The following is a 20,104-nucleotide window of genomic DNA, read 5'->3' as shown; positions in this document are numbered from 1 at the left end:
TCTTAAAGCTCGATTTTTACTGGGTTAATTCCATCGGATTTAATAGTTTTAAGAAAGATTTTTTCAGAAAAAGACTCACGCACAAATATGATTTTTTGTCAACTTAATTTAGATGCGTTTACCCTGCATCACGAAGAAGGAAGAAGGAATGAAGAAGGCAGAAAAAGATACACACAACAAGCTTTTTAATAGCCCATATTTTATATTGAATTAGGTGGATTTACTCAATTGCTCTTTTTAATGTTAAACTAATATTACCTGCCATTGATTTTTACTGAATATGGAACGTTCAAAAATTATTGCTATTATCACCGGCGTGATTTCTATAGTCTTAGCAGTTGCCTACCTGCTACTCGTTACCCTCCTCGACTTCCGAGGCGAAATGTTACCCGCACCTCAAAGTCAATTGCCATTCTCAATGCAACTTCAGCAATTAGCGACTTTTAATCTGAATTTGTTAGTACATTAGTCATTAGTCATTAGTCATTAGTTAGTTGTTATTTGTTAGTTGCAAGTAGTTGGGTGGAAGTAGTTAGTTGGTGGAATTGATTGGCAATTAGGAATTAGAACCCACTAGCAAAAAATAACAACTAACAACTAACAACTAACAACTAACAACTAGCAAACAACAAATAACAAATAACAAATAACAAATAACAACTAACCAACCACCAACTAACTAATACAAATGGATTGCTTTCATCATGTGATATGAAACTAGCAACTGCGTCAAAGCTAGCGGGTAACTTTGCAGAACTTCGCCAGTTGTCCCGATTAGTTTGCCAATTTCCGGGTTGCCTTGGGCGCTGCAAAAACCCCGCAGATGCGGCATTTCGTTGCACAAAATCTTTTCCAGTTCGTTTACTTGTTCGTTAGTAGCGTGGGAGTCTACTTCCAACACGTCAACCGGTTTGCCCATATCGCGATCGAGTCCTAGGCGAATTGCAGGTTTAAAGCTATCGCTACCTTGAGCTAAAATTTCAGTAAAATCCGGGTGAGGAATTGTCGGTCTGAGCACTAAACGGACATTCAAATTTACTGCGTTGTCCTCTTCGGGTAGGTAAAAACTAACTACAACATCGGCAAACTTACGCTGGGGACGAATAAAATCTTCTGAATCATTTTCCCGCTTTTGCATTTCTGCAAGCACCTGTTCTTCAGTATAACCGCGCTTCATAGTATCGCGCTTAACTTTCCACTGAGTTCGCAACTCTTCTGGGGGAGCGAGATACACTTTTACATCGTAAGCATCGCGGATTGCGCGAGTTGAGTAACCAAGCAAACCTTCAACTATTACAAATTTATTGGGCTGGATGTATTCCGGCGGATCGAATGTACCTGAGTCGTGGTTGTAAATAGGTTTGAGAATTGCTTGTCCGGTACGCAACAGGCTCAGGTGCTGCTGCATGATGTCTAGATAATTGCAGTCGGGATGCAGTGCTGTAATCCCGATTTCTGCCCGCTGCTTTCTGTCGTACCTATGATAGTCGTCCGTGCAAATTATCGTGACATTTTCTGGCCCCAATACTTGGGCAATTCCCCGCGTCAGGGTGGTTTTTCCCGCTGCGCTGTCTCCGACAATACCGAGAATGATTGGTCGATCGCTCATTGTTTTTACCCCGACGGACAATAGCAAATTTTTTATCAACCTTAAATCTTATCAAAATTCGGTTCGATCCGATCGCTAATTGCACAGTTTGACTTGAACCCCCCGGATTCTCCCCAACGTGTAAAATTATTGTAAAATTTCTTAATAAATTGCGGCACCGGAGACTCCCAGAACATCTGATTAAAAAATCACGCTGATTTCTCAACCGCCCGCGAGGTCGATCGCACTTTTGAATCCGGCTACAGTCAAAAATTAGGGAAAATTACCGCTATCAAGTGTCCCCCTCGTCTTTGAGTGTAGTACAAATTGCAGCAGCCGTCGGACTGGTGGGTGCTTTTTAGTTTTAAAACGGGTCGCTAGCAGTGCATCAACTTGCCGAGAAATCTACGCGAAGGGCGATCGAATTTACCCGGAATATAAAGTTTTAACCAAAGCTTTCCCCGTGCCTAAAAAATTAGGATAAATTTAAATAAACGGTGTACTCTCGCCCTCAAAAATTAATTATTTTTGCTCTTTTTGACCTGCCGCCATCAAATATTTTCGTGAACAAACCCGATTTCGACACACCAGGGCATAAATTCTAAATTCAAACAAATATTAAGTTGAATTAATACTGCATTATAGAGCGGACTCGCATTCCGCACGCGCGATCTAATTCTGTCGCGTGGTGGGGGCGGGTTGATGTAGATTTTTTGTCTGAATCAAAGATTGTTGGTGAACCCGCCCCTGCAGGATTTACGTTTTACCAGTCATCTTGGCGCTTGTTGCTGTTGATTTCCCAATCGTCGCCTTGCTGCTTATACAATAGTTCTGGTTCCACTTCTGCTGGCATTTCTAATTCTGGTTCCGATTCTTGTTGCTGATAAATGTTTAGAGGTTCGACAACGCGGGCGATCGCATCTTTGACAAATGCTTTGACAAACTCGTCTTTCCGATTTAACTGAAACTGCCTTTGCACAACTTCGGCGATGCCGCCGTCGCCCCAATCTTGGTCGTGTCGGAAATATTCAATAAAACTTTTGCCAGCAATTCTGGTTAAATAAGCGGCGCTGACTGCTTGAATTGCTTTGCCGAGCACAAACCCAGCTACGCTTAATTGCAGCGCCCTTGAAACTACTTGAATCACGCCTTCAACTATTCCCAAACTTGCTAGGGTTTTTGCCAGAGACAATGCCAATTCTTTGGCGCGATCGATATTTAATTCGCAGCCGTAAATCTTGGCAATTTCTACTACCATTTGAGCGTTAACTGCTGCTGTCGCTAACAAATCCACAACCGGCAAAGGCGTGACGGCAATTACTCCGGCTCCGATCCACTGAAATCGCTCTACTACTTTATCAGCGGCGCGCCGTCTTTGAGCGTCAATTAACTTGCGCGCTTGGTCTCCCAAGTGCTGAGATTGCAACAAAATATTGTCGGCAATTAAGTCTTCGCCTTCGGCTCGCAAAATTGCTGCGATGCGCCTAATTAATGGCATCATATCCGGGTCTGGTTGAAATATTGTGCCGCTTTCTAGTACAACTTTTTGCGGGTTGGCGCTAATTGCAACTACATCCATTGCTGATACAAAACCTTTGACTCGCTGTCGCAGCCGATCGAGAATTTCGTCTCTGTCGCTGTCGGGATAAAGGTCAACTTTATTAAAAACCACGATCGACCTTTTGCCAATTTCTGCCAAAGTCCGCAGCGGTTCGTACTCAGATTTACGCAAATCGCCGTCCAAAACAAATAAGATCAAATCTGCCCTGGCCGCCAACTGACGCGCCAATTCCTCTCTGTAAGTCCCCGCTACTCCCGCTTCCAAGATGCCTGGGGTATCAGTAATTGCTAATTCGCGATCGATTCCTTTCAATGAAAGAGTGTAAGTTTCTCCAACTTCCGTAGTTCCCATCGGCGCGCCCACCTCTCCCGCCATCCGCCCCACCAACGCATTGACAGCGGAAGTTTTCCCCGCAGAACCGGTGCCGAAAACCACGATCCGAACATTGCCGCGGGCCATGTTAGCTTCTATTTCGCGGGCTTTCAACAGCAAAGCTTGCCGCGCTACTTCATCTTGAATGCGATCGACTTGCTGCCGAATTGCTTTGAGATTTTCCGAAGCAGCTTCACTTTTGGCAACAGGAACCTTCGGATTAATTGCCCGTTTTCCCTTAACTTTTCCCGGACGTTGCAGCAGCTTAAAATAATAAAACAGCGCAAAAATTAGCGTTCCCAAAAGTATAATTATTAGGAAAATCAGCAAATTAGCCAGCAACGGAGAAGCAGACAGCGCAACTTGACTGTAAAGCCCTGTCAAGGAACTTATCAGGCCAATAATCAGCCCCAGGGTGAGGCAGAAAGCAGCAATTAAGGTTAACAGGCGCGGCAAAGGCATGAGGGGGCGGCAAATAAAAGGGTTATACTTTGATTCTTACATTGTGATGATAATTCGGAAGCGATCGAGTGCCCGATCGCACTGCTTAGTCTGCAAATCCCGATTTGCGGGGGTTTGAGTGCCAGCGGGACAGACAAGTGCGATCCTCTTCGAGGGCTTCGCTAACGCCCTCTTGCTGCAATTGTAGCTTGCACGATAACTTAGCTACAGCTTATCACCCGCCCGAACCGCAGACTGGTTTATTTGCATCTACCTACTTATTTATGCGGTGATTTATTCGATCGCCAGTTTAGCAATACTTTTTTATTAACAAACAAATCTGACATTAAGTACACAGAAGCCAGGTTTTTTTACGCCAGTGCCTCCTGGAAGCTCCGAAAGCGGAAACGAGAAACCGGGTTTATTAGGCAGGCTAAGAGCGTCTTTATTCACAAAAACTTTATATTAAGTATCGATGAGGTACTTTCTAATGATCCGCGAGTTAAGTTAGACTTAATTCTCAGTGCGTGAATTATTCACAGGTTCGCATCTATGCAGCTCAAACATCACAAACAGGCTTCACAAGAACTTCCTACATCTTTACAGTATAAAATCAAACAGAGCCACCTACTAAAGCTTAATTATTTTGCTCAAATAGCCCGCTCCTTCGGAAACCTCAGTATTAGCGACAAAATCAGCCGCGGCTACGCATTGGCTCTTTGTGTTGCGATTGGGGGCACGACTATCGGGATGCTGGCGGGGAATCATTACTATCGCAGAACTAACAATCAACTACACATCGATCGAGAAAGTCAGCTTTTAAATAAGTTGCAGGTGGCTTTGCTGCGGACGCAAAATAGCCAACAGCGATTGATTGACGGGATAGAACAGCCAGAAAGTTTTGACAGCAAATACCAACAGCTACAAAAGAATATCTACAGTTTGAAGTTGTCGCTATCTGAAGTTAAAAGTCAGAAAGAGATGGAACAGGCAGCAGGTTTACAGGGTTTTATCAAAAAATATAATTCGCTGCTGTCAAATTACATTCAACAGTTAGAAACCGTTAACGCTCAAATCAGTAAACTGCCCAAATCTCCAGATCAAAAAAGTGTTAAACGCAAGTTACTGTTGAATTTCGATCGAGATAAACTTGGGTTGAAATTAGAGAGGGCGACTAATGATTTAGGAGCAATTATCGATCGCGCCCAAGAGCAAGAAAATGCAGCACGGGAAGCCCTGCTCAGAGCGCAGACACTGCGGGTGCAAATAATTTTTGGTAGCATGGCACTGTCGATCGTAATTGCAGCACTGCTGGCGAGCCTTACCAGTAGGGCGATCGCCAAACCCCTTGCCGCTGTCACCAAAATAGCGCAGCGAGTCACCGAAGAATCTAATTTTCAGTTGCAAGTACCAGTTACCAGCACCGATGAAGTGGGAGTATTAGCAGCTTCGTTCAACCAACTGATTCAGAAAGTAAATAACTTGCTAGAAGAATTGAAATCTGAGCAAGAAATTCATATCCTTCAAAATGAGAAAATGGCAACTTTGGGGAGGATGCTGGCCAGTGTTGCTCACGAAGTTAACAACCCAATCAATTTTATCTATGCCAACATCGATCCGGCCAGAACTTACGTTGAAGATATTTTAGATTTGCTCAAAACTTACGAAACAGAAATACCCAACCCGCCTGCTGCAGTCACCGCCAAAGCAGAAGCCATAGACCTCGATTTTCTCCAAGAAGATTTGATGAAAATATTTAACTCAATGCAAGTGGGTGCGGAAAGAGCCAAAGCCATTATCTTGAGTTTGAAAGATTTTTCTCGCCTCGACGATGCAGCGCCTCAGCCAGTCGATTTACACGCCTGCATAGATAGCAGTTTGCTGATTCTCAACAGCCGGGTCAAACAGGGCGTTGAAGTTGTACGCAATTACGGAGAAATTCCGAATGTTGAAGGCTATATGGGTTTGCTTTACCAGGTGTTTGTCAACCTGATCGGCAATGCACTAGATGCTGTGGAAGAGAAAGCAAAGCTTGAAAAAATTAGCTATGAAGAGGCGAATAAAAAATTTGGTTCGGAGTCGAAAAAATCAGAAAAATCTAGTTTTTCACCGAAAATTTTAATCACTACAGAATACTTGGACGATGACTCCGTGGTAGTGCGAATTTCCGATAACGGTACGGGGATACCTGCGGCCAGTCAAGAAAGAATGTTTGAAACGTTCTTTACGACTAAACCGAGGGGTGTAGGTACTGGTTTGGGATTGGCAATCGGCCGCGAAATTATTGTCAATAAACACGGCGGGACGATTAACTGTTGGTCGGAGATGGGAACGGGAACGGAATTTGCGATCGCCCTACCGATTAAACATTAGTAGTCAGTAGTCATTAGTCAATAGTCATTAGTCATTAGTCAGTAGTTATTGGTTATTGGTTATTGGTTATTGGTTATTGGTTATTGGTTATTGGTTATTGGTTATTGGTTATTGGTTATTGGTTATTGGTTATTGGTTATTGGTTATTGGTTATTGGTTATTGGTTATTGGTTATTAGTTATTGGTTATTGGGAATTGGTTATTAGTTATTGGTTATTGGTTACTTGCTACGAATTCCCCATTTCCAATTCTCAATTCCCAATAACAACTAACAACTAACAACTAACAAATAACAAATAACAAATAACAACTAACCAATAACAACTAACCAATAACAACTAACCAATAACAACTAACAGTCAACAGTCAACAGTTAACACTCATTAGTCATTAGTCATTAGTCATTATTTATAGCAGCCGTAAATCAGCAGCAAAATCGATTTAGACTCGAAGCTTTTTAGTGTAAGCATCTTGCTTGCGTAGGATTTTTCAAATGATTTAAGATTGCTATAGCAGTCATTAGTTATTGGGAATTGGGTTAACCTGTCAATAATTGCCTAAAACCAACAATTTAGTCAACCCGTCTCGGTCGGATATTATAAGTAATTACCCGAACTTGATATAAGTTCTGTAATGGGAAATTTGGCAATTGGCGATCGGTTAATCTAGAGTGGAACAAATACAGCAAGGAGCGAAAATCATGGGACTATTTGACCAAATTTTGAACGCGATCGACAATCCTAACCAACAAGCAAGTTCCAATCAGTTGGGCAACATTATCGGTGCGGTAGAGCAGTTGAGCGGCAACCAGGGCGTGGATGCGGGTACAACTCAGTTGGCGATGTCGGTTTTGGGCGGATACGTGCGATCGGCATTGCAAGACGTGCGATCGCAGTCGGGAGAAGCACAAGCTCAACAACTTGTCAACCAATTTAGTGGCACAAATCCTAATCCGCAAGCAGTACAGAGTTTGTTTGGAGCCGGTCAACTAACGCAAATAATCGCCGATATCGCCCAAAGAACCGGTTTAAATAACACAACAGTGCAAGCAATGATACCTGTTTTAGTGCCGATCCTGCTGAATTTGCTGCAAACCGGCGGCAACGCTCAAAATTCAGCCCAAGGCCAAAATCCCGTATTGAATACGTTTTTAGATGCCGATGGAGACGGCGACGTAGATATTACTGATGCCATGTCGATGGCTAGCCGCTTTTTGAATCAGCGCAGTTAATTTAGGATTTTTGCAACCGCAGATATCTGCCTTCATCTGCGGTTACAAAAACTCCAAATTAACCCAAACCCAAATCAGTCACAGCACCGAGACTGCTAGAAGAAACCAACTTAGCGTATTTAGCCAAAACGCCCCTAGTATAGCGAGGTTGAGGAGCTTGCCAAGCTGCTCGGCGCTGCTCTAATTCTGCATCAGCAACATTGAGCTGCAACAACCGATTCTTAGCATCTATCGTAATTGAATCGCCCTCTTTTACTAAAGCAATTGTGCCTCCAACTTGCGCCTCTGGTGCAACGTGACCGACAACCATGCCGTAAGTCCCGCCAGAGAAGCGGCCGTCAGTAATTAAACCCACAGAATCGCCCAAACCTGCGCCAATAATTGCCGAAGTTGGTGCTAACATTTCGCGCATTCCCGGCCCGCCTTTTGGCCCTTCGTAGCGGACGACTATCACGTCTCCGGCTTGAATTTTGCCGGCGAGAATTGCATCCAAACAATTTTCTTCAGATTCAAAGACTCGCGCCGGGCCAGTGATTTGCGGTTTTTTAACGCCTGTAATTTTAGCGACGGCTCCTTCTGTTGCCAGATTTCCCTTGAGAATTGCTAAATGTCCTTCGGCGTACATCGGGTTGTTCCAAGGGCGAATTACGTCTTGGTCGGTTCGAGGTTCGCTGGGAATATCTGCCAACACTTCAGCAATAGTTTGACCGCTAATTGTTAGGGCGTCGCCGTGGAGCAAACCTTGTTCCAAAAGCATTTTCATGACTTGAGGAATGCCGCCGGCTTTGTGCAAGTCGGTTGCTACGTATTTGCCGCTTGGTTTGAGGTCGCACAGCACGGGAACTTTGGCTCGAATTGTTTCAAAATCGTCGAGGGACAGTTCAACGCCGATCGCATTGGAAATGGCCAATAAATGCAGCACAGCGTTGGTTGAACCGCCGATCGCCATAATTACCGCGATCGCATTTTCAAAGGCCTTGCGTGTCAAAATTTGGCTCGGCAACAACTGTTTGCGAATCGCTTCCACCACAACTGTGGCAGATTCTGCCGCGCTGTCAGCTTTTTCAGCATCCTCAGCAGCCATTGTCGAAGAATAGGGCAAGCTCATGCCCATCGCTTCAAAAGCGCTCGACATCGTATTTGCTGTAAACATTCCGCCGCAGGAACCCGCACCGGGACAAGCTTTTTGTTCCACTGCGGTGAGTTCTGCTTCGTCAATTTTGCCGGCGCTGAATTGACCGACTGCTTCAAAAGCACTGACTACGGTTAAATCTTGTCCGTTGTGGTGTCCCGGTTTGATCGTGCCACCGTAGACAAAAATAGCAGGAATGTTCATGCGGGCGATCGCAATCATCGCCCCCGGCATATTCTTGTCGCAACCGCCCACAGCCAGCACACCGTCCATACTTTGGCCGTTGCAAACCGTTTCTATCGAATCAGCAATTACGTCTCTCGACACCAGAGAATATTTCATCCCTTCAGTTCCCATCGAGATCCCGTCGCTGATCGTAATCGTACCGAACATTTGCGGCATCGCCCCAGCTTCCCGCGCCGCCGCAATAGCCCGCAAAGCGAGGTCGTTCAATCCCATATTGCAGGGCGTAATCGTGCTGTAGCCGTTGGCAATGCCCACAATGGGCTTAGTGAAATCGCCGTCGCCAAAACCGACGGCCCGCAGCATTGCTCGGTTGGGCGCGCGCTGTACGCCTCCAGTCACAGCTTGGCTTCTCAAATTTTCAGGCATTCTCAAACATCCTTTGTCAGTGGTGGGAAAAACAGTCAGCAGTCAGTTGTTCTCATACCAGTTTCACAAAACAATATATATCTTGCAAAAGTCAAATTCACCCCCCGCAAGTCCCCCCTCCCGCGGGGGGAAACAAGAATAATCTTGCCCCCTCCCCGAACTCAGGGGGAGGCTTGGGGTGGGGTGCACTGTATTTTTGCAAGAGTTCTAATGCAACTGTATACAAGTCCCAAACCTATATCCAGTCAGTCATTCGCATCTCTAATCGCCAAGGGAAAATCAAAAATGGTATTGACTGCTGACTGCTGATATCTTTACCCTATTTTTGATTCTCTCAGAAGCGCTGACATTTGTGAGGCCATCTAGAATAGATTCGCACAGCAGTGCCAGGAAAGCAGAGTGCAAAGATTCTGCCGATACTGCACCCTGTGGCGTGAATACGGTGGTTATCTGGGATGATGTGGTAACACCCATCACTCTAACGTTTGAAAAAAATTGCGAGGCGAATGACATGGAGGCCGATCGAATTCTGAGGCAATATGCGGCCGGAGAAAGAATTTTTCGAGAGATTAACCTCGCCGGGGCCGACTTAAAAGGGGTAAACCTTAGCGAGGCTAATTTTACCAGAGCGAATTTCCAAGACGCAAATCTCAAGGGCGCTAACCTGACGGGAGCGAACTTGCGCGAGGTGAAATTGGCTGGGGTGGACATGACGGAAGCCAACCTCACCGAAGCAAATCTGATCGGTACCGATTTGAGCCGCGCCAATCTCAGCGGGGCAAACCTGATGGGAGCCAACCTGCGCGGCTCAATGGCGAGAGAAGTCAACATGACCAAAGCTAATTTGACGGAAGCTAATTTGACGGAAGCCAACTTTACCGAAGCGAATTTGTTTGCGGCCAACTTAACTGACGCTAGCATGATTCGCATTAATTTGATGAAGGCCAATTTGAGTTGGTCAACTCTCAAAGCGGTAAACCTGACAAATGCCATCCTCAGCGATGCGCTGTTAGAAAGAGCTAACTTGACTAAGGCAATTTTGAGCGGAGCAATGCTCAGCGGGGCTAACTTGACTGGTGCAGACTTGCGCGAAGTAACGATGGTTGGATCTAATCTGAGCAATGCTAATCTGAGCAATGCTAATTTGAGAGTTGCCAATGTGAGTTGGTCAACCCTGCGCGAGGCTAATTTGAGCGGTGCTAATTTGTACCGGGCGAAGCTGTGCTGGTCTAATTTTAGCGGGGCTGTTTTGGTGGAAGCGGTTTTGATTGATGCTAATCTGAATCGAACTAACTTCCGCGATACAGATTTGAGGCGGGCAATTATGCCCGACGGCACAACTAATGATTCTTAAAATTTGATTGTTAACTGTTAACTGTTGACTGTTGACTGTTGACTGTTGACTGTTAACTGTTAACTACTGACTACTAACTACTGACTACTAACTACTGACTACTGACTACTAACTACTAACTACTAACTAATAACTACTAACTACTAACCACTGACCACTGACTACTGACCACTGACTACTGACTACTGACTAATGACTATCAGTGAATTATTGATTTTAGTTGCATCCGGACTTTTTGCCGGAATTTTAGCGGGTTTTTTGGGTATCGGTGGCGGTACGGTGCTGGTGCCTTTGTTGGTGGCTCTCAAGTACGCCCCGGTGCAAGCGGTTGCTACTAGCGGTTTGTCGATCGCCATTACAGCTATTTCTGGCAGCATCCAGAATTGGCGCATGGGCTACCTCAGCATGAGCAAAGTCGCTGGCATCGGTTTTCCAGCCGTCATTACAGCACAAATCGGTGCTTATTTGGCGGGGATATTTCCGCCTTATTTATTGTTAGTTTCTTTTGGCTTGTTGTTGTGGTTAAATATTTATTTAATTGAGGTTCGCAAGCACCTAACAGCGAATGGGAAAGGCGAAGGAAAAGGGGAAGACGATCCGATCGCGAAAGCGGCAACCAATCCCCAATCCCCAATCCCCAATTCCAAATTACCCAATAATTCAAATATTTTAAGCAATCCAGCTTTTGCTAAAATTGCTACCGGCAGTGCGGCGGGTTTATTAGCGGGTTTGTTCGGGGTAGGCGGTGGCGTGATTATGGTTCCCCTGCAAATTTTGCTGTTAGGAGAAAGCATTAAAACTGCCATTCAAACCAGCTTGGGTGTCATCGTCATCACTGCTATTTCGGCGACGGCGGGACACGCGGCGCGCGGGAATGTTTTGTGGGTTGTGGGGTTGATTCTGGGCGGCGGCGGTTTGTTGGGGGCGCAAATCAGTACGCGGTTTTTGCCGAGATTGCCCGATCGCATTATTAGTTTAGCTTTTCGATCGCTCTTGGCAATTTTATCGATTTATGTTTTCTGGCAAGCTTGGCAAATATTTAGTCATGGGTAATGAGTAATGACTGTTGACTGTTGACTGTTATTTGTTAGTTGTTATTTGTTATTTGTTATTTGTTATTATTTGTTATTATTTGTTATTATTTGTTATTGGTTAGTTGTTATTGGTTATTGGTTAGTTGTTATTTGTTATTAGTTAGTTGTTAGTTGTTATTGGGAATTGAGAATTGGAAATGGGGAATTCGTAGCCAGTAACCAATAACCAATAACTAATAACCAATTCCCAATAACCAATAACCAATAACTAATAACCAATTCCCAATAACCAATAACTAATAACCAATAACCAATAACCAATAACTACTGACAACTGACAACTGACAACTGACAACTGACAACTGACTACTGACTAATGACTGAGTTTCTTGACGGCGCGAGTCAGACGCTGCAAATAAGGCTTGACAATTTCTTGATTTTGTCGCTGCAACTCGGAAACTTGCTCGTGCAAATGCTTAATCTCGGTTTGCATTGCCACTGCGTCTATTGCCGGTCGATCGAGCAAATGCTGCAATTGCTTCAGAGAACCTTGGATTTCATTCAATTCTACATCGCTCGATCGCTCCTGCAACTGAGCTGTAATAGTTCTCACCTCAGTTAACTTTTCGTCCATCAATAAAAATCGGACGTTGACATTTTGCCAATCATCCTCTCTGAGGGCGCTATTTTCCAAAATGCGGAGTTTTTCCCGCAAATCCGACAGAATGGTGTAGAGCTCCTGAGAATCAGCAGGTAGCGCCTGCGCTCGTTCCAGGGATGCTACGGCTGCTTGCAAGTCTCTGATAGCGCTCGATTCCAAACTGAGGATTTTTTGTTTCAAGTCGGATACTGCCGTGTAAAGTTCTGCTGGTTCTCCAGGTAGCAACTGAACTTGCTGCGATCGACCTGCTGCTGCGGCCTGTACCTCCGCGATCGCAGAATTTGCTTTTTGTTGCATTTGTTGCTCAAAACGCTGGCGATTGGCTATATTCAGCGATATCGCTGCGGTTAAGGGGGCGGCCGCGTAGAGAATTTGGCCCGACAATCCCGCAGCAATCGTGCCAATCGCTGAACCGGCAATAGAGGCGTATTCTGCCAATTCTAGCCAATCCGGCTGGTTTGGGGAAATTCTCAAAGCTGGGAGTGATGCGTTTTCGATTTTCTGCATAGACTTGTAGTCGTTGTCTGGTAGATGATACGTTTTCGATACGGACATGATAAAAGCGATCGGCAAATAAATCCGGGCTATTTCTTAAAAATTCGAGACTGTGATATTTTAACTGACCTTCTGCCGATCGCCGCTGTCGGGTAAAATTCAGAATGCGCCGGTGTCTGTCAGGAGTATATAGAAAATGGGTCTCAAGATTATTGAAAGCTACGATAACAGTTTTGTCCTCGAACCGGATGCTAAAGCTCTACTGTTCGGTTTGTTGACTGGTGAAAGCTTTCTCCAACAAATAGCGCTGCAATTACAGTGTTCGCGCCTTGAGTTTGCGGAGTTACTTTTTCAGCCAGTGCCCTACAGCAGCGACACGCCGAAGGGAATGCCTGCGGAATTTGAACAGTATCACCAATCGATCGATTTTGCGATCGTCAACGTCCCGCCCAATTTCATGTTTCAAGCCAAAATATTTAAACCCAGCCGCCTCTGTGCAGTTTATCGCGTTTTTAAGAATTAGTTATATCGCAACCGCGCCCGACGGTGAGGACGTTGTTAATTGCTGCCATATCAGCTTTTATTAATTCTGCCTCCTGTCTCCTGCCTTCTTCCCTCTTCCTTAATTAACCAGAAATGACAGAAGACATTCAGCCTCTCGCTAGCTTAGAATTCATTCCCTACATTGACTCCGAGGGAAAATTACCCGATTTTGTCCAGGGAAAAATTGGCGTTTATGCGATTTTTGACAGCGATAAAATTCTGCAATTTGTCGGCTATTCTCGCGATACTTACCTCAGCCTGAAACAGCATTTGGTACGCCAAACCGAATATTGCTACTGGCTGAAAGTCCAAATTATCGATCGACCAAACCGCACTATACTCGAAAACATCCGATCGAGTTGGATTGCTGAAAACGGCTCGCAGCCGGAGGGTAACGGTGCCGGTGCAGCCAAGTGGAACGATCCCATCGACACCAAAACCGTGATGACAGCCCAGGAAGTGGCAAATTATGAAGGTATTGTTGCTGATGAACTTGCCAAAGATAAATTGTTAAAAAATGTAGCGCGCCGGGTGGAAAATGAAATTTTATCGCTGCTCAAAGCTCGCGGTGTAACTGAAGAAATCCGGTTTAATCCCAAGTTGAAAACTAGCGGATTGTTGGATTTAAAATAAGGGCGTTGCTGATTTTGGGTACGTTGTCATGTTCTGTCTACGATCGCAACAAAAAAGGTTCGTAGTGAGGAATTGATATCAATTACGGTTGCATTCATACATGATGTTAACAGTTAACAGTTAACAGTCAACAGTTAACAGTCCACAGTCAACAGTCCACAGTTAATTTACTATTCCGATGCTAACCGATTTGATATGATTCCGTAAAACGTAACAAAAACGGTTCGTTCGCAGTGCGGAATTGAGTCCGTAAAAAGCTGCGGACTCAAGTCCTGTCTACGAACCTGCACTACTTTCGCACGTTTAATTTGGCTAAAACTGAGGCGAATCGAGCCGGATCGATCGGCTTTGCTAAATGTTCGTCGTAACCGGCGTCGATCGCCCTGGCGCGGTCTTGTTCGCTAGCATAGGCTGTCAGCGCAACCGCCGGCAAGCGCTTGATTTTGTCAGATTCGGACGATCGCACTTTGCGGATCAGCGAGTAGCCGTCCTCAACGGGCATCCCGATGTCGCTGACTAGAATATCGGGCGGCGACTGCTGCAAAAGCTCGATCGCCTCTTGGGCTGAAGCCGCCGCTGTCGCCGTCGCCCCGCACTGTTCCAAGGCCACAATCAAAAACTCCCGGTTGTCGGGTTCGTCGTCAACAACCAACACCTTTAAACCGGCTAACATACCCCGACGGATTTGAGGGAGTTTCTTTTCCTCTCTCAACTGCCGCTGCTTGCCGATCCGCTGTTTGAGGGGCAGCATGACGGTGAATGTCGCACCCTGGTCTTTACCCGGACTTTCGGCGCGTACAGTGCCGCCGTGGAGTTCCACCAAGTGCCGCACGATCGCCAATCCCAGTCCCAAACCGCTATCAGCCCTTGTAATCGACCCGTCTGCTTGTCGGAAGCGATCGAACACGTAGGGCAGAAACTCTGCTGAAATGCCTTTGCCGGTATCGCTGACAGTAATTTGCAGGTAATTAGGTGATGGGGAATCAGCCGCAGCTACCGCAGACAAACGCAGTTTCACAGTTCCGCCCGTTGGCGTAAACTTGACGGCGTTTGTCAGCAAATTCGAGACTACCTGCTGCAACCTCTGCGCGTCGCCCCACATCAATTTGACTGTAGGGTCTAATTCCGAGGAAACAGTCACAGACTTAGCCTGGGCGGCGAACATGACTGAACTCAGAGCAATTTCGATCGCGTTTGCCATGACGAACCAGCCTGGTTTGATAGCTAGCTTGCCTTGAATAATCCGGGAAACGTCGAGCAAATCTTCGACTAGCTGCGCCTGTACCCTTGACTGGCGCTCGATCGCTTCCAAACCGCTAGCTAAATCATCTTCCGTGTAGGGGAGGCCGCGCAGCCTCTGCGCCCAGCCCAGAATCACATTTAAAGGCGTGCGGAGTTCGTGGGAAAGCGTGGCGAGAAACTCGTCTTTCAGGCGGTTGATGTCTTCTGCTTCGGCGCGCGCGGCTTGTTCGCGATCGAGCAACTGAGCGAGTTCTGCCTCTACTTGCTTGCGATCGCTGATGTCGGCGACGATCGACATACAATTTATATTGCCTTGAGCGTCGCGGACTGGAGTTGCCCACAAACTGATGTCGATCGTGGTGCCGTCTTTCCGTTGGCGCTGGGTTTCCATCCCCGCGATCGCCTTTCCTTGACTAATTTTTTGCAATTTTGCCGTGAATTCCTCCTGCTTGTCTGGGGAAATGGAGGGCGAAAATTGATTTTTCGCCTCTGATTCTGACCAGCCAAAAATCCTCTCGGCTGCTGGGTTCCACATTTTCACAATGCCGTCGTCGGCGCTAACAACGGTAATTCCTAGGGGACAAGCTTGGATCAAGGCTTCCAAAGTTTGGTTGGTTTGCGATCGGGCTGCTTCTGCTTGTTTGCGATCGGTGATATCGACGTTGACCCCGATCGCCCGCTGGGACAAACCGCTCTCGTCCTGAAACACCTTAGCCCTGCAAGCAATCCAGCCGATGCTGCTGTCGGGACGGCAAATGCGGAACTCAATGTTTAATTCCTCCCCGGATGCCGCCGCGGCCTGCAACTGCTGTTGAGTGAAAGCGCGATCGTCTGGATGCACCATTGCCAGCAAATTCTGATAGCTGCTGTCGAAACCGCCGGCCGGCAGTCCATACAAAGCCTCTAATTCCGGCGTAGACGCGAGTTCGTCGGTTTGGACGTTCCATTCAAAAGTTCCGATTTTGCCTGCTTGTTGAGCGATTTGCAGCCGTTCTTGATTGTTTTTGAGTTCTGCTTCTACCCTGGATGTTTCGGTCAAGTCGATGTAAAATGCGACGATCGTCTGTGCTTCCGGGTTCTCCGGGCACAAAATCGTCCCGCCCATCAACATCGGCACGCGGCTGCCATCTTTGCGGATGTACTCTTTCTTAAAAGGAGTTGCGACTCCCGAAGCCCGCAGTTCTTGGGCCGCCTTGGCGTCGAGGTGCAGGTATTCGGGGGGGGTCATCCTGTCCCACCGCATTTGACCTGAGAGCACGTCCGATCGGGTGTAGCCCACCATGTTCAGCAGCGAGTCGTTGGCGTAGGCGATGCGGCCGCTAAAATCTCCGATCGCGACTCCGAAAATATTGGAATCTAACAGTCGCCGGAATAAAGCTTCGCTTTGCTGGATTACCCGTTTTGCTTGGTTGCGATCGGTGATTTCGGCGATCGCGCTGCTGACTCCCAACAGCGTTCCCGATTCGTCGCTGACAGGATAAAAGCTGACTAGCCAATCCCGCACTACTCCCGGCTGTTGCAGCGTTTCGGCCTTAATTTCCAAGTCGAGCACGGGGCTTTGCGTCGCCAGCACTTGCAGGTATATCGGCTCTACCATATCGGCGATTTCAGGAATCGCTTCTCTGACGGTGCGCCCGATGTGATCGGCGATCGATCTGCCATTGATCAGAGCGAGGCATTTGTTGATGCGGATGTAGCGCAAATTGGTATCGACAAAGGAGATCCCGACCGGTGTGGTGTTGTACACTAAGTCGAGTTCTGCTAGTTGGCGGCGAATGCGGATTTCGTTTTCTCGGAGCTGGTTTTGAGCTTGTTTGCGATCGGTGATATCGAGCACGAAGAACGATCCTTTGTCTGTGCATCCTTCCAAGTTTCCGCCTCCGACTAAAACGGGGAAGCGCGAGCCGTCTTTGCGGATGAATTCTTTTTCATAAGGCTCGCAACTTCCTGATGCTGCGACTTGCGCTACAGCGGCGCGATCGAGTTCTGCGTATTCCGCAGGCGTGATATCCAGCCAGCGGATCTGTCCTGAAACCAACTCTTCCCTCGTATATCCGATCATTTCCAGCAAGGCGTCGTTAGCTTCAGTGATTTCGCCGTCTGCCTCCCAGAAACCGATGCCGATCATGTTAGATTCTACCACGCTGCGGAACCGTTTTTCGCTTTCTGTTAAAGCTATTTCGGTTTGTTTTGCTGCGGTAATATCTGCGAGAATTATGCCGGCACCGATGATTTCTCCCCTTTCATTTTTGACTGGGTAGTAGTTGGCTAGCAAATAGCCAAACTCTCCGAGTTTTCCAAGATTTTCGCCGCTAATTTCTACGTTTAAAACCGATTCGCCGGAGTCGAGAACTTGCTGAATTATTGGTGCAAATTTGCCCGCAGATTCTGGGAACAATTGGCGGAAGTCTTGACCTAGATGCTGTTCGGCGGACAAACCGTTGAGTTCTGCTAAAACTTGATTGATGTGGATGAAGCGCATTTCGCGATCGACAAAGCAAATCGCCAAGGGAGATGCTTCTAGGAGCGAGTCAATTAAGGCAAACGATTGCGCTGTTTGAGATAGGGCTTGTTGCGCTTCTGCATAAAGTCTGGCATTGTCTAGGGCAAATGCGACATGGTATGCTAAATCTTCTAACATTGCCATGTCTTGGGAATTGTAGCGACTGCCAGATTTAGATGTAAAGCAGGTAATAGCACCTATTACCCGCCCGCGGGCTAAGAGCGGTACGCAAGCGTGGGAGCCGATATTGAGCGATTCCCTACGGGATAGCTTCGCTTCACGCAATGTTTCCATTTCTGCTGTATCTTCGGCTCCTGCTGCTAAAATCTCTTCATCCACTTCGACAATTAGTTCCGATTTTCCGGTGCGAATTACCAGCGGATACCCGTTAACAGCATCAGAGGCGATCGGGCTGCGGATTTTAAAGTTATTCAGAATATCAACCGCAGAGGCTTGGGCGTGAGCTACAGCCGCGCGGCGAACTTTTGAGCCGGTTTCGGTCAAATAAATGCAGCACCCGTCAGCGATCGAATTTACTGCTAATTCTGCGACATTTTGCAGCACCGTTTCCCCGTCAAATGCCGCAGTCAGCATTTTGCTAGCTTCTGCTAAAAATGCCGACCGCTGCTGTTCTTTTTCCGCTTTTTCCCTGGCTGCTAGCTCGATTTTTAACTGCAATCTTTGAGTTTCTGCAAGTTTGAGTTCTGTGATATCGCGGGCGACAATTAATACTGATTCTGCTGCGCCCTCTTTGTTAAATTCTGGAACTACGCGAGATTGATAGCTTCTGATACCGTCGGTTGAGTGCGCCTTAAATTCGATGATTTCTTCTCTGCCTGTTTCTAACACTTTGTGCAGGGTTTCGTCCCACATCTGGCACAGTTCTGGCGGCATTCCTAAGTCTTGACTGGTTTTGCCGAGGAAGAATGAAACGGGTTTTCCTTGGCTTCTGGCAACTGCTTGATTAACATAAATATAGCGCAGTTCTTTGTCCGTGCGGATAATCATATCTGGCGTATTTTCTAGCAGCGTTCTCAGTTGCTGTTCGCTGTTAGACAAAGCTGCTTGCGCTTGTTGTCTTTCGGTGACATCTCGCACCGTGCCCACGTATCCGATGAGTTCGCCGGAGTCGGAGAACATCGGCGAGGAACAAACGTTAATCCAGCGGACAATTTTCTCTGCTGTTTCCAGGCGATATTCGATCGCATATTCCCCACCTTTGCGAGTATAATCCAGCCATCGGCCCAATACGCGATCGCAGTCTTCCGGGTGAATGCAATTCTCCCAACCGTTTCCTAAAAGTTCTGCCAAACTCAAGCCAAAAATCGCCTGAGCGCGCGGGTTTGCATAGGTGTAGCGCCCCTCGAAATCCGCCATGAAAATCCCCATCGGCGAACAGGAACTCAAGCAGCGAAATCGTTCTTCTTGAGCTTGCAGTGCTTCTTTAGCTACTGTCAGTTCTGCCGTCCGCTGTTTGACGCGGGTTTCTAGCTGGGTGTAGGATGAAGCTAGGGCTATTTCTGCTGTTTTGCGATCGGTAATATCGATGCCAGTGGCGATCGCATATTCTACCACACCATCGCCATCGACCATCACTGTATTAGACCAAGAAATGAAGCGCCTGTCGCCGTTTTTAGTCCGCCAATAATTTTGATATTCGCTGTAATAATTTTCCGCGTTGAGTTTAGCAAAAACTGTTTGAACAGGTTCTATTTCTTCGAGAATTAAAAATAGATCCCAAACATATTGATCCACAACTTCTGCTGCCGAGTAGCCTGTGGCTTTTTCACAAGCTTGGTTGAACCGGACAATCCGTCCTTGGCTGTCAAGAACTACAATCAAGCAAGCCGAAGTGTCAATTACTTTTTTAATAATCTGGCGTTCTATTTCAAGTTCTTGTTCAGAGGACTTTAAGCCAACATACCAAGCGCTAACCATTGCAACGGCCAAAAGTAATATTGCAGGAGTTGCCTGAAATGCAAAGACTAACAGAGTTGTCAGCAGTAAGGCCGTGGCGGCGCTAAATGTAGCAAGGCTGTAGGATTTAATGGGCAAGGGCAAGACCTGAAACCAACTCATTTTTTGTTGACCTGTGGCGATCGCGCGATCGTGCTATTTCTTCTGCGGGTGAAACAAGAGTGTTAAAACTAACTATGGGTTTTTTCTATACCAAACCAGATTTGTCCGCGCCGTGCCATCTTCCCAGAGACAGATTTATGGAAGTCATCAGTCAACAGTCAACAGTCATTAGTCATCAGTCATCAGTCAACAGTTAACAGTCAGAAGCAAAATAGAATCTTTTTCCCACTCTCCCCCTCTCCCCCTCTCC

The 20,104-nt window shown here is 46.6% G+C and carries 12 protein-coding genes; 7 read left to right on the top strand and 5 right to left on the bottom strand.

Annotated features, from left to right (window positions below):
- Positions 1-280: 280 nt before the first annotated feature.
- Complete coding sequence (locus IQ263_RS23785; protein WP_194070604.1) at positions 281-469, top strand: hypothetical protein; 189 nt, start codon at positions 281-283, stop codon at positions 467-469.
- 210 nt (positions 470-679) lie between these two features.
- Here IQ263_RS23785 and IQ263_RS23780 read toward each other — a convergent pair whose 3' ends face one another.
- Positions 680-1,609: a phosphoribulokinase gene (locus tag IQ263_RS23780; RefSeq protein ID WP_194070603.1), complete on the bottom strand. Its 930-nt coding sequence runs from the start codon at positions 1,607-1,609 to the stop codon at positions 680-682.
- A gap of 742 nt (positions 1,610-2,351) precedes the next feature.
- The gene (locus tag IQ263_RS23775; protein WP_194070602.1) at positions 2,352-3,983 is read right to left on the bottom strand and encodes a YcjF family protein; all 1,632 of its coding nucleotides are present in this window, start codon (positions 3,981-3,983) and stop codon (positions 2,352-2,354) included.
- Between the two features lie 531 nt (positions 3,984-4,514).
- Here IQ263_RS23775 and IQ263_RS23770 point away from each other — a divergent pair.
- Positions 4,515-6,335: a sensor histidine kinase gene (locus tag IQ263_RS23770; RefSeq protein ID WP_194070601.1), complete on the top strand. Its 1,821-nt coding sequence runs from the start codon at positions 4,515-4,517 to the stop codon at positions 6,333-6,335.
- A 700-nt stretch (positions 6,336-7,035) separates the two neighbouring features.
- Positions 7,036-7,566: a DUF937 domain-containing protein gene (locus tag IQ263_RS23765; protein ID WP_194010904.1), complete on the top strand. Its 531-nt coding sequence runs from the start codon at positions 7,036-7,038 to the stop codon at positions 7,564-7,566.
- Positions 7,567-7,624: 58 nt separating this feature from the next.
- Here IQ263_RS23765 and ilvD read toward each other — a convergent pair whose 3' ends face one another.
- Complete coding sequence (gene ilvD / locus IQ263_RS23760) at positions 7,625-9,310, bottom strand: dihydroxy-acid dehydratase (RefSeq protein ID WP_194070600.1); 1,686 nt, start codon at positions 9,308-9,310, stop codon at positions 7,625-7,627.
- Between the two features lie 511 nt (positions 9,311-9,821).
- On the opposite strand from ilvD, the gene IQ263_RS23755 reads away from it, so the two are divergent.
- Positions 9,822-10,664, top strand: a complete 843-nt coding sequence (locus IQ263_RS23755; RefSeq protein ID WP_194070606.1) for a pentapeptide repeat-containing protein — start codon at positions 9,822-9,824, stop codon at positions 10,662-10,664.
- 192 nt (positions 10,665-10,856) lie between these two features.
- Entirely contained in the window at positions 10,857-11,717 is an 861-nt protein-coding gene (locus tag IQ263_RS23750) for a sulfite exporter TauE/SafE family protein (protein WP_194070599.1), read from the top strand.
- 354 nt (positions 11,718-12,071) lie between these two features.
- Here the strand turns inward: IQ263_RS23750 and IQ263_RS23745 are convergent, their stop codons facing one another.
- Entirely contained in the window at positions 12,072-12,866 is a 795-nt protein-coding gene (locus tag IQ263_RS23745; RefSeq protein WP_194070605.1) for a hypothetical protein, read from the bottom strand.
- Between the two features lie 184 nt (positions 12,867-13,050).
- Between IQ263_RS23745 and IQ263_RS23740 the strand changes: the two genes are divergently transcribed.
- Both IQ263_RS23740 and IQ263_RS23735 read left to right on the top strand, forming a co-directional pair.
- Complete coding sequence (locus IQ263_RS23740; protein ID WP_194070598.1) at positions 13,051-13,377, top strand: hypothetical protein; 327 nt, start codon at positions 13,051-13,053, stop codon at positions 13,375-13,377.
- 113 nt (positions 13,378-13,490) lie between these two features.
- On the top strand, positions 13,491-14,030 hold the full coding sequence (locus IQ263_RS23735) for a GIY-YIG nuclease family protein (protein ID WP_194013121.1): 540 nt from the start codon (positions 13,491-13,493) through the stop codon (positions 14,028-14,030).
- Between the two features lie 289 nt (positions 14,031-14,319).
- Here IQ263_RS23735 and IQ263_RS23730 read toward each other — a convergent pair whose 3' ends face one another.
- Entirely contained in the window at positions 14,320-19,854 is a 5,535-nt protein-coding gene (locus IQ263_RS23730; protein ID WP_194070597.1) for a PAS domain S-box protein, read from the bottom strand.
- Between the last annotated feature and the right edge of the window lie 250 nt (positions 19,855-20,104).

Origin of the sequence: Tychonema sp. LEGE 06208 (genome assembly GCF_015207505.1) — a bacterium.
In the GTDB taxonomy this organism is placed as follows: domain Bacteria; phylum Cyanobacteriota; class Cyanobacteriia; order Cyanobacteriales; family Microcoleaceae; genus Microcoleus.
The sequence above is the reverse complement of the archived record's forward strand: the minus strand, read 5'-3'. Positions and strand labels throughout refer to the sequence as shown.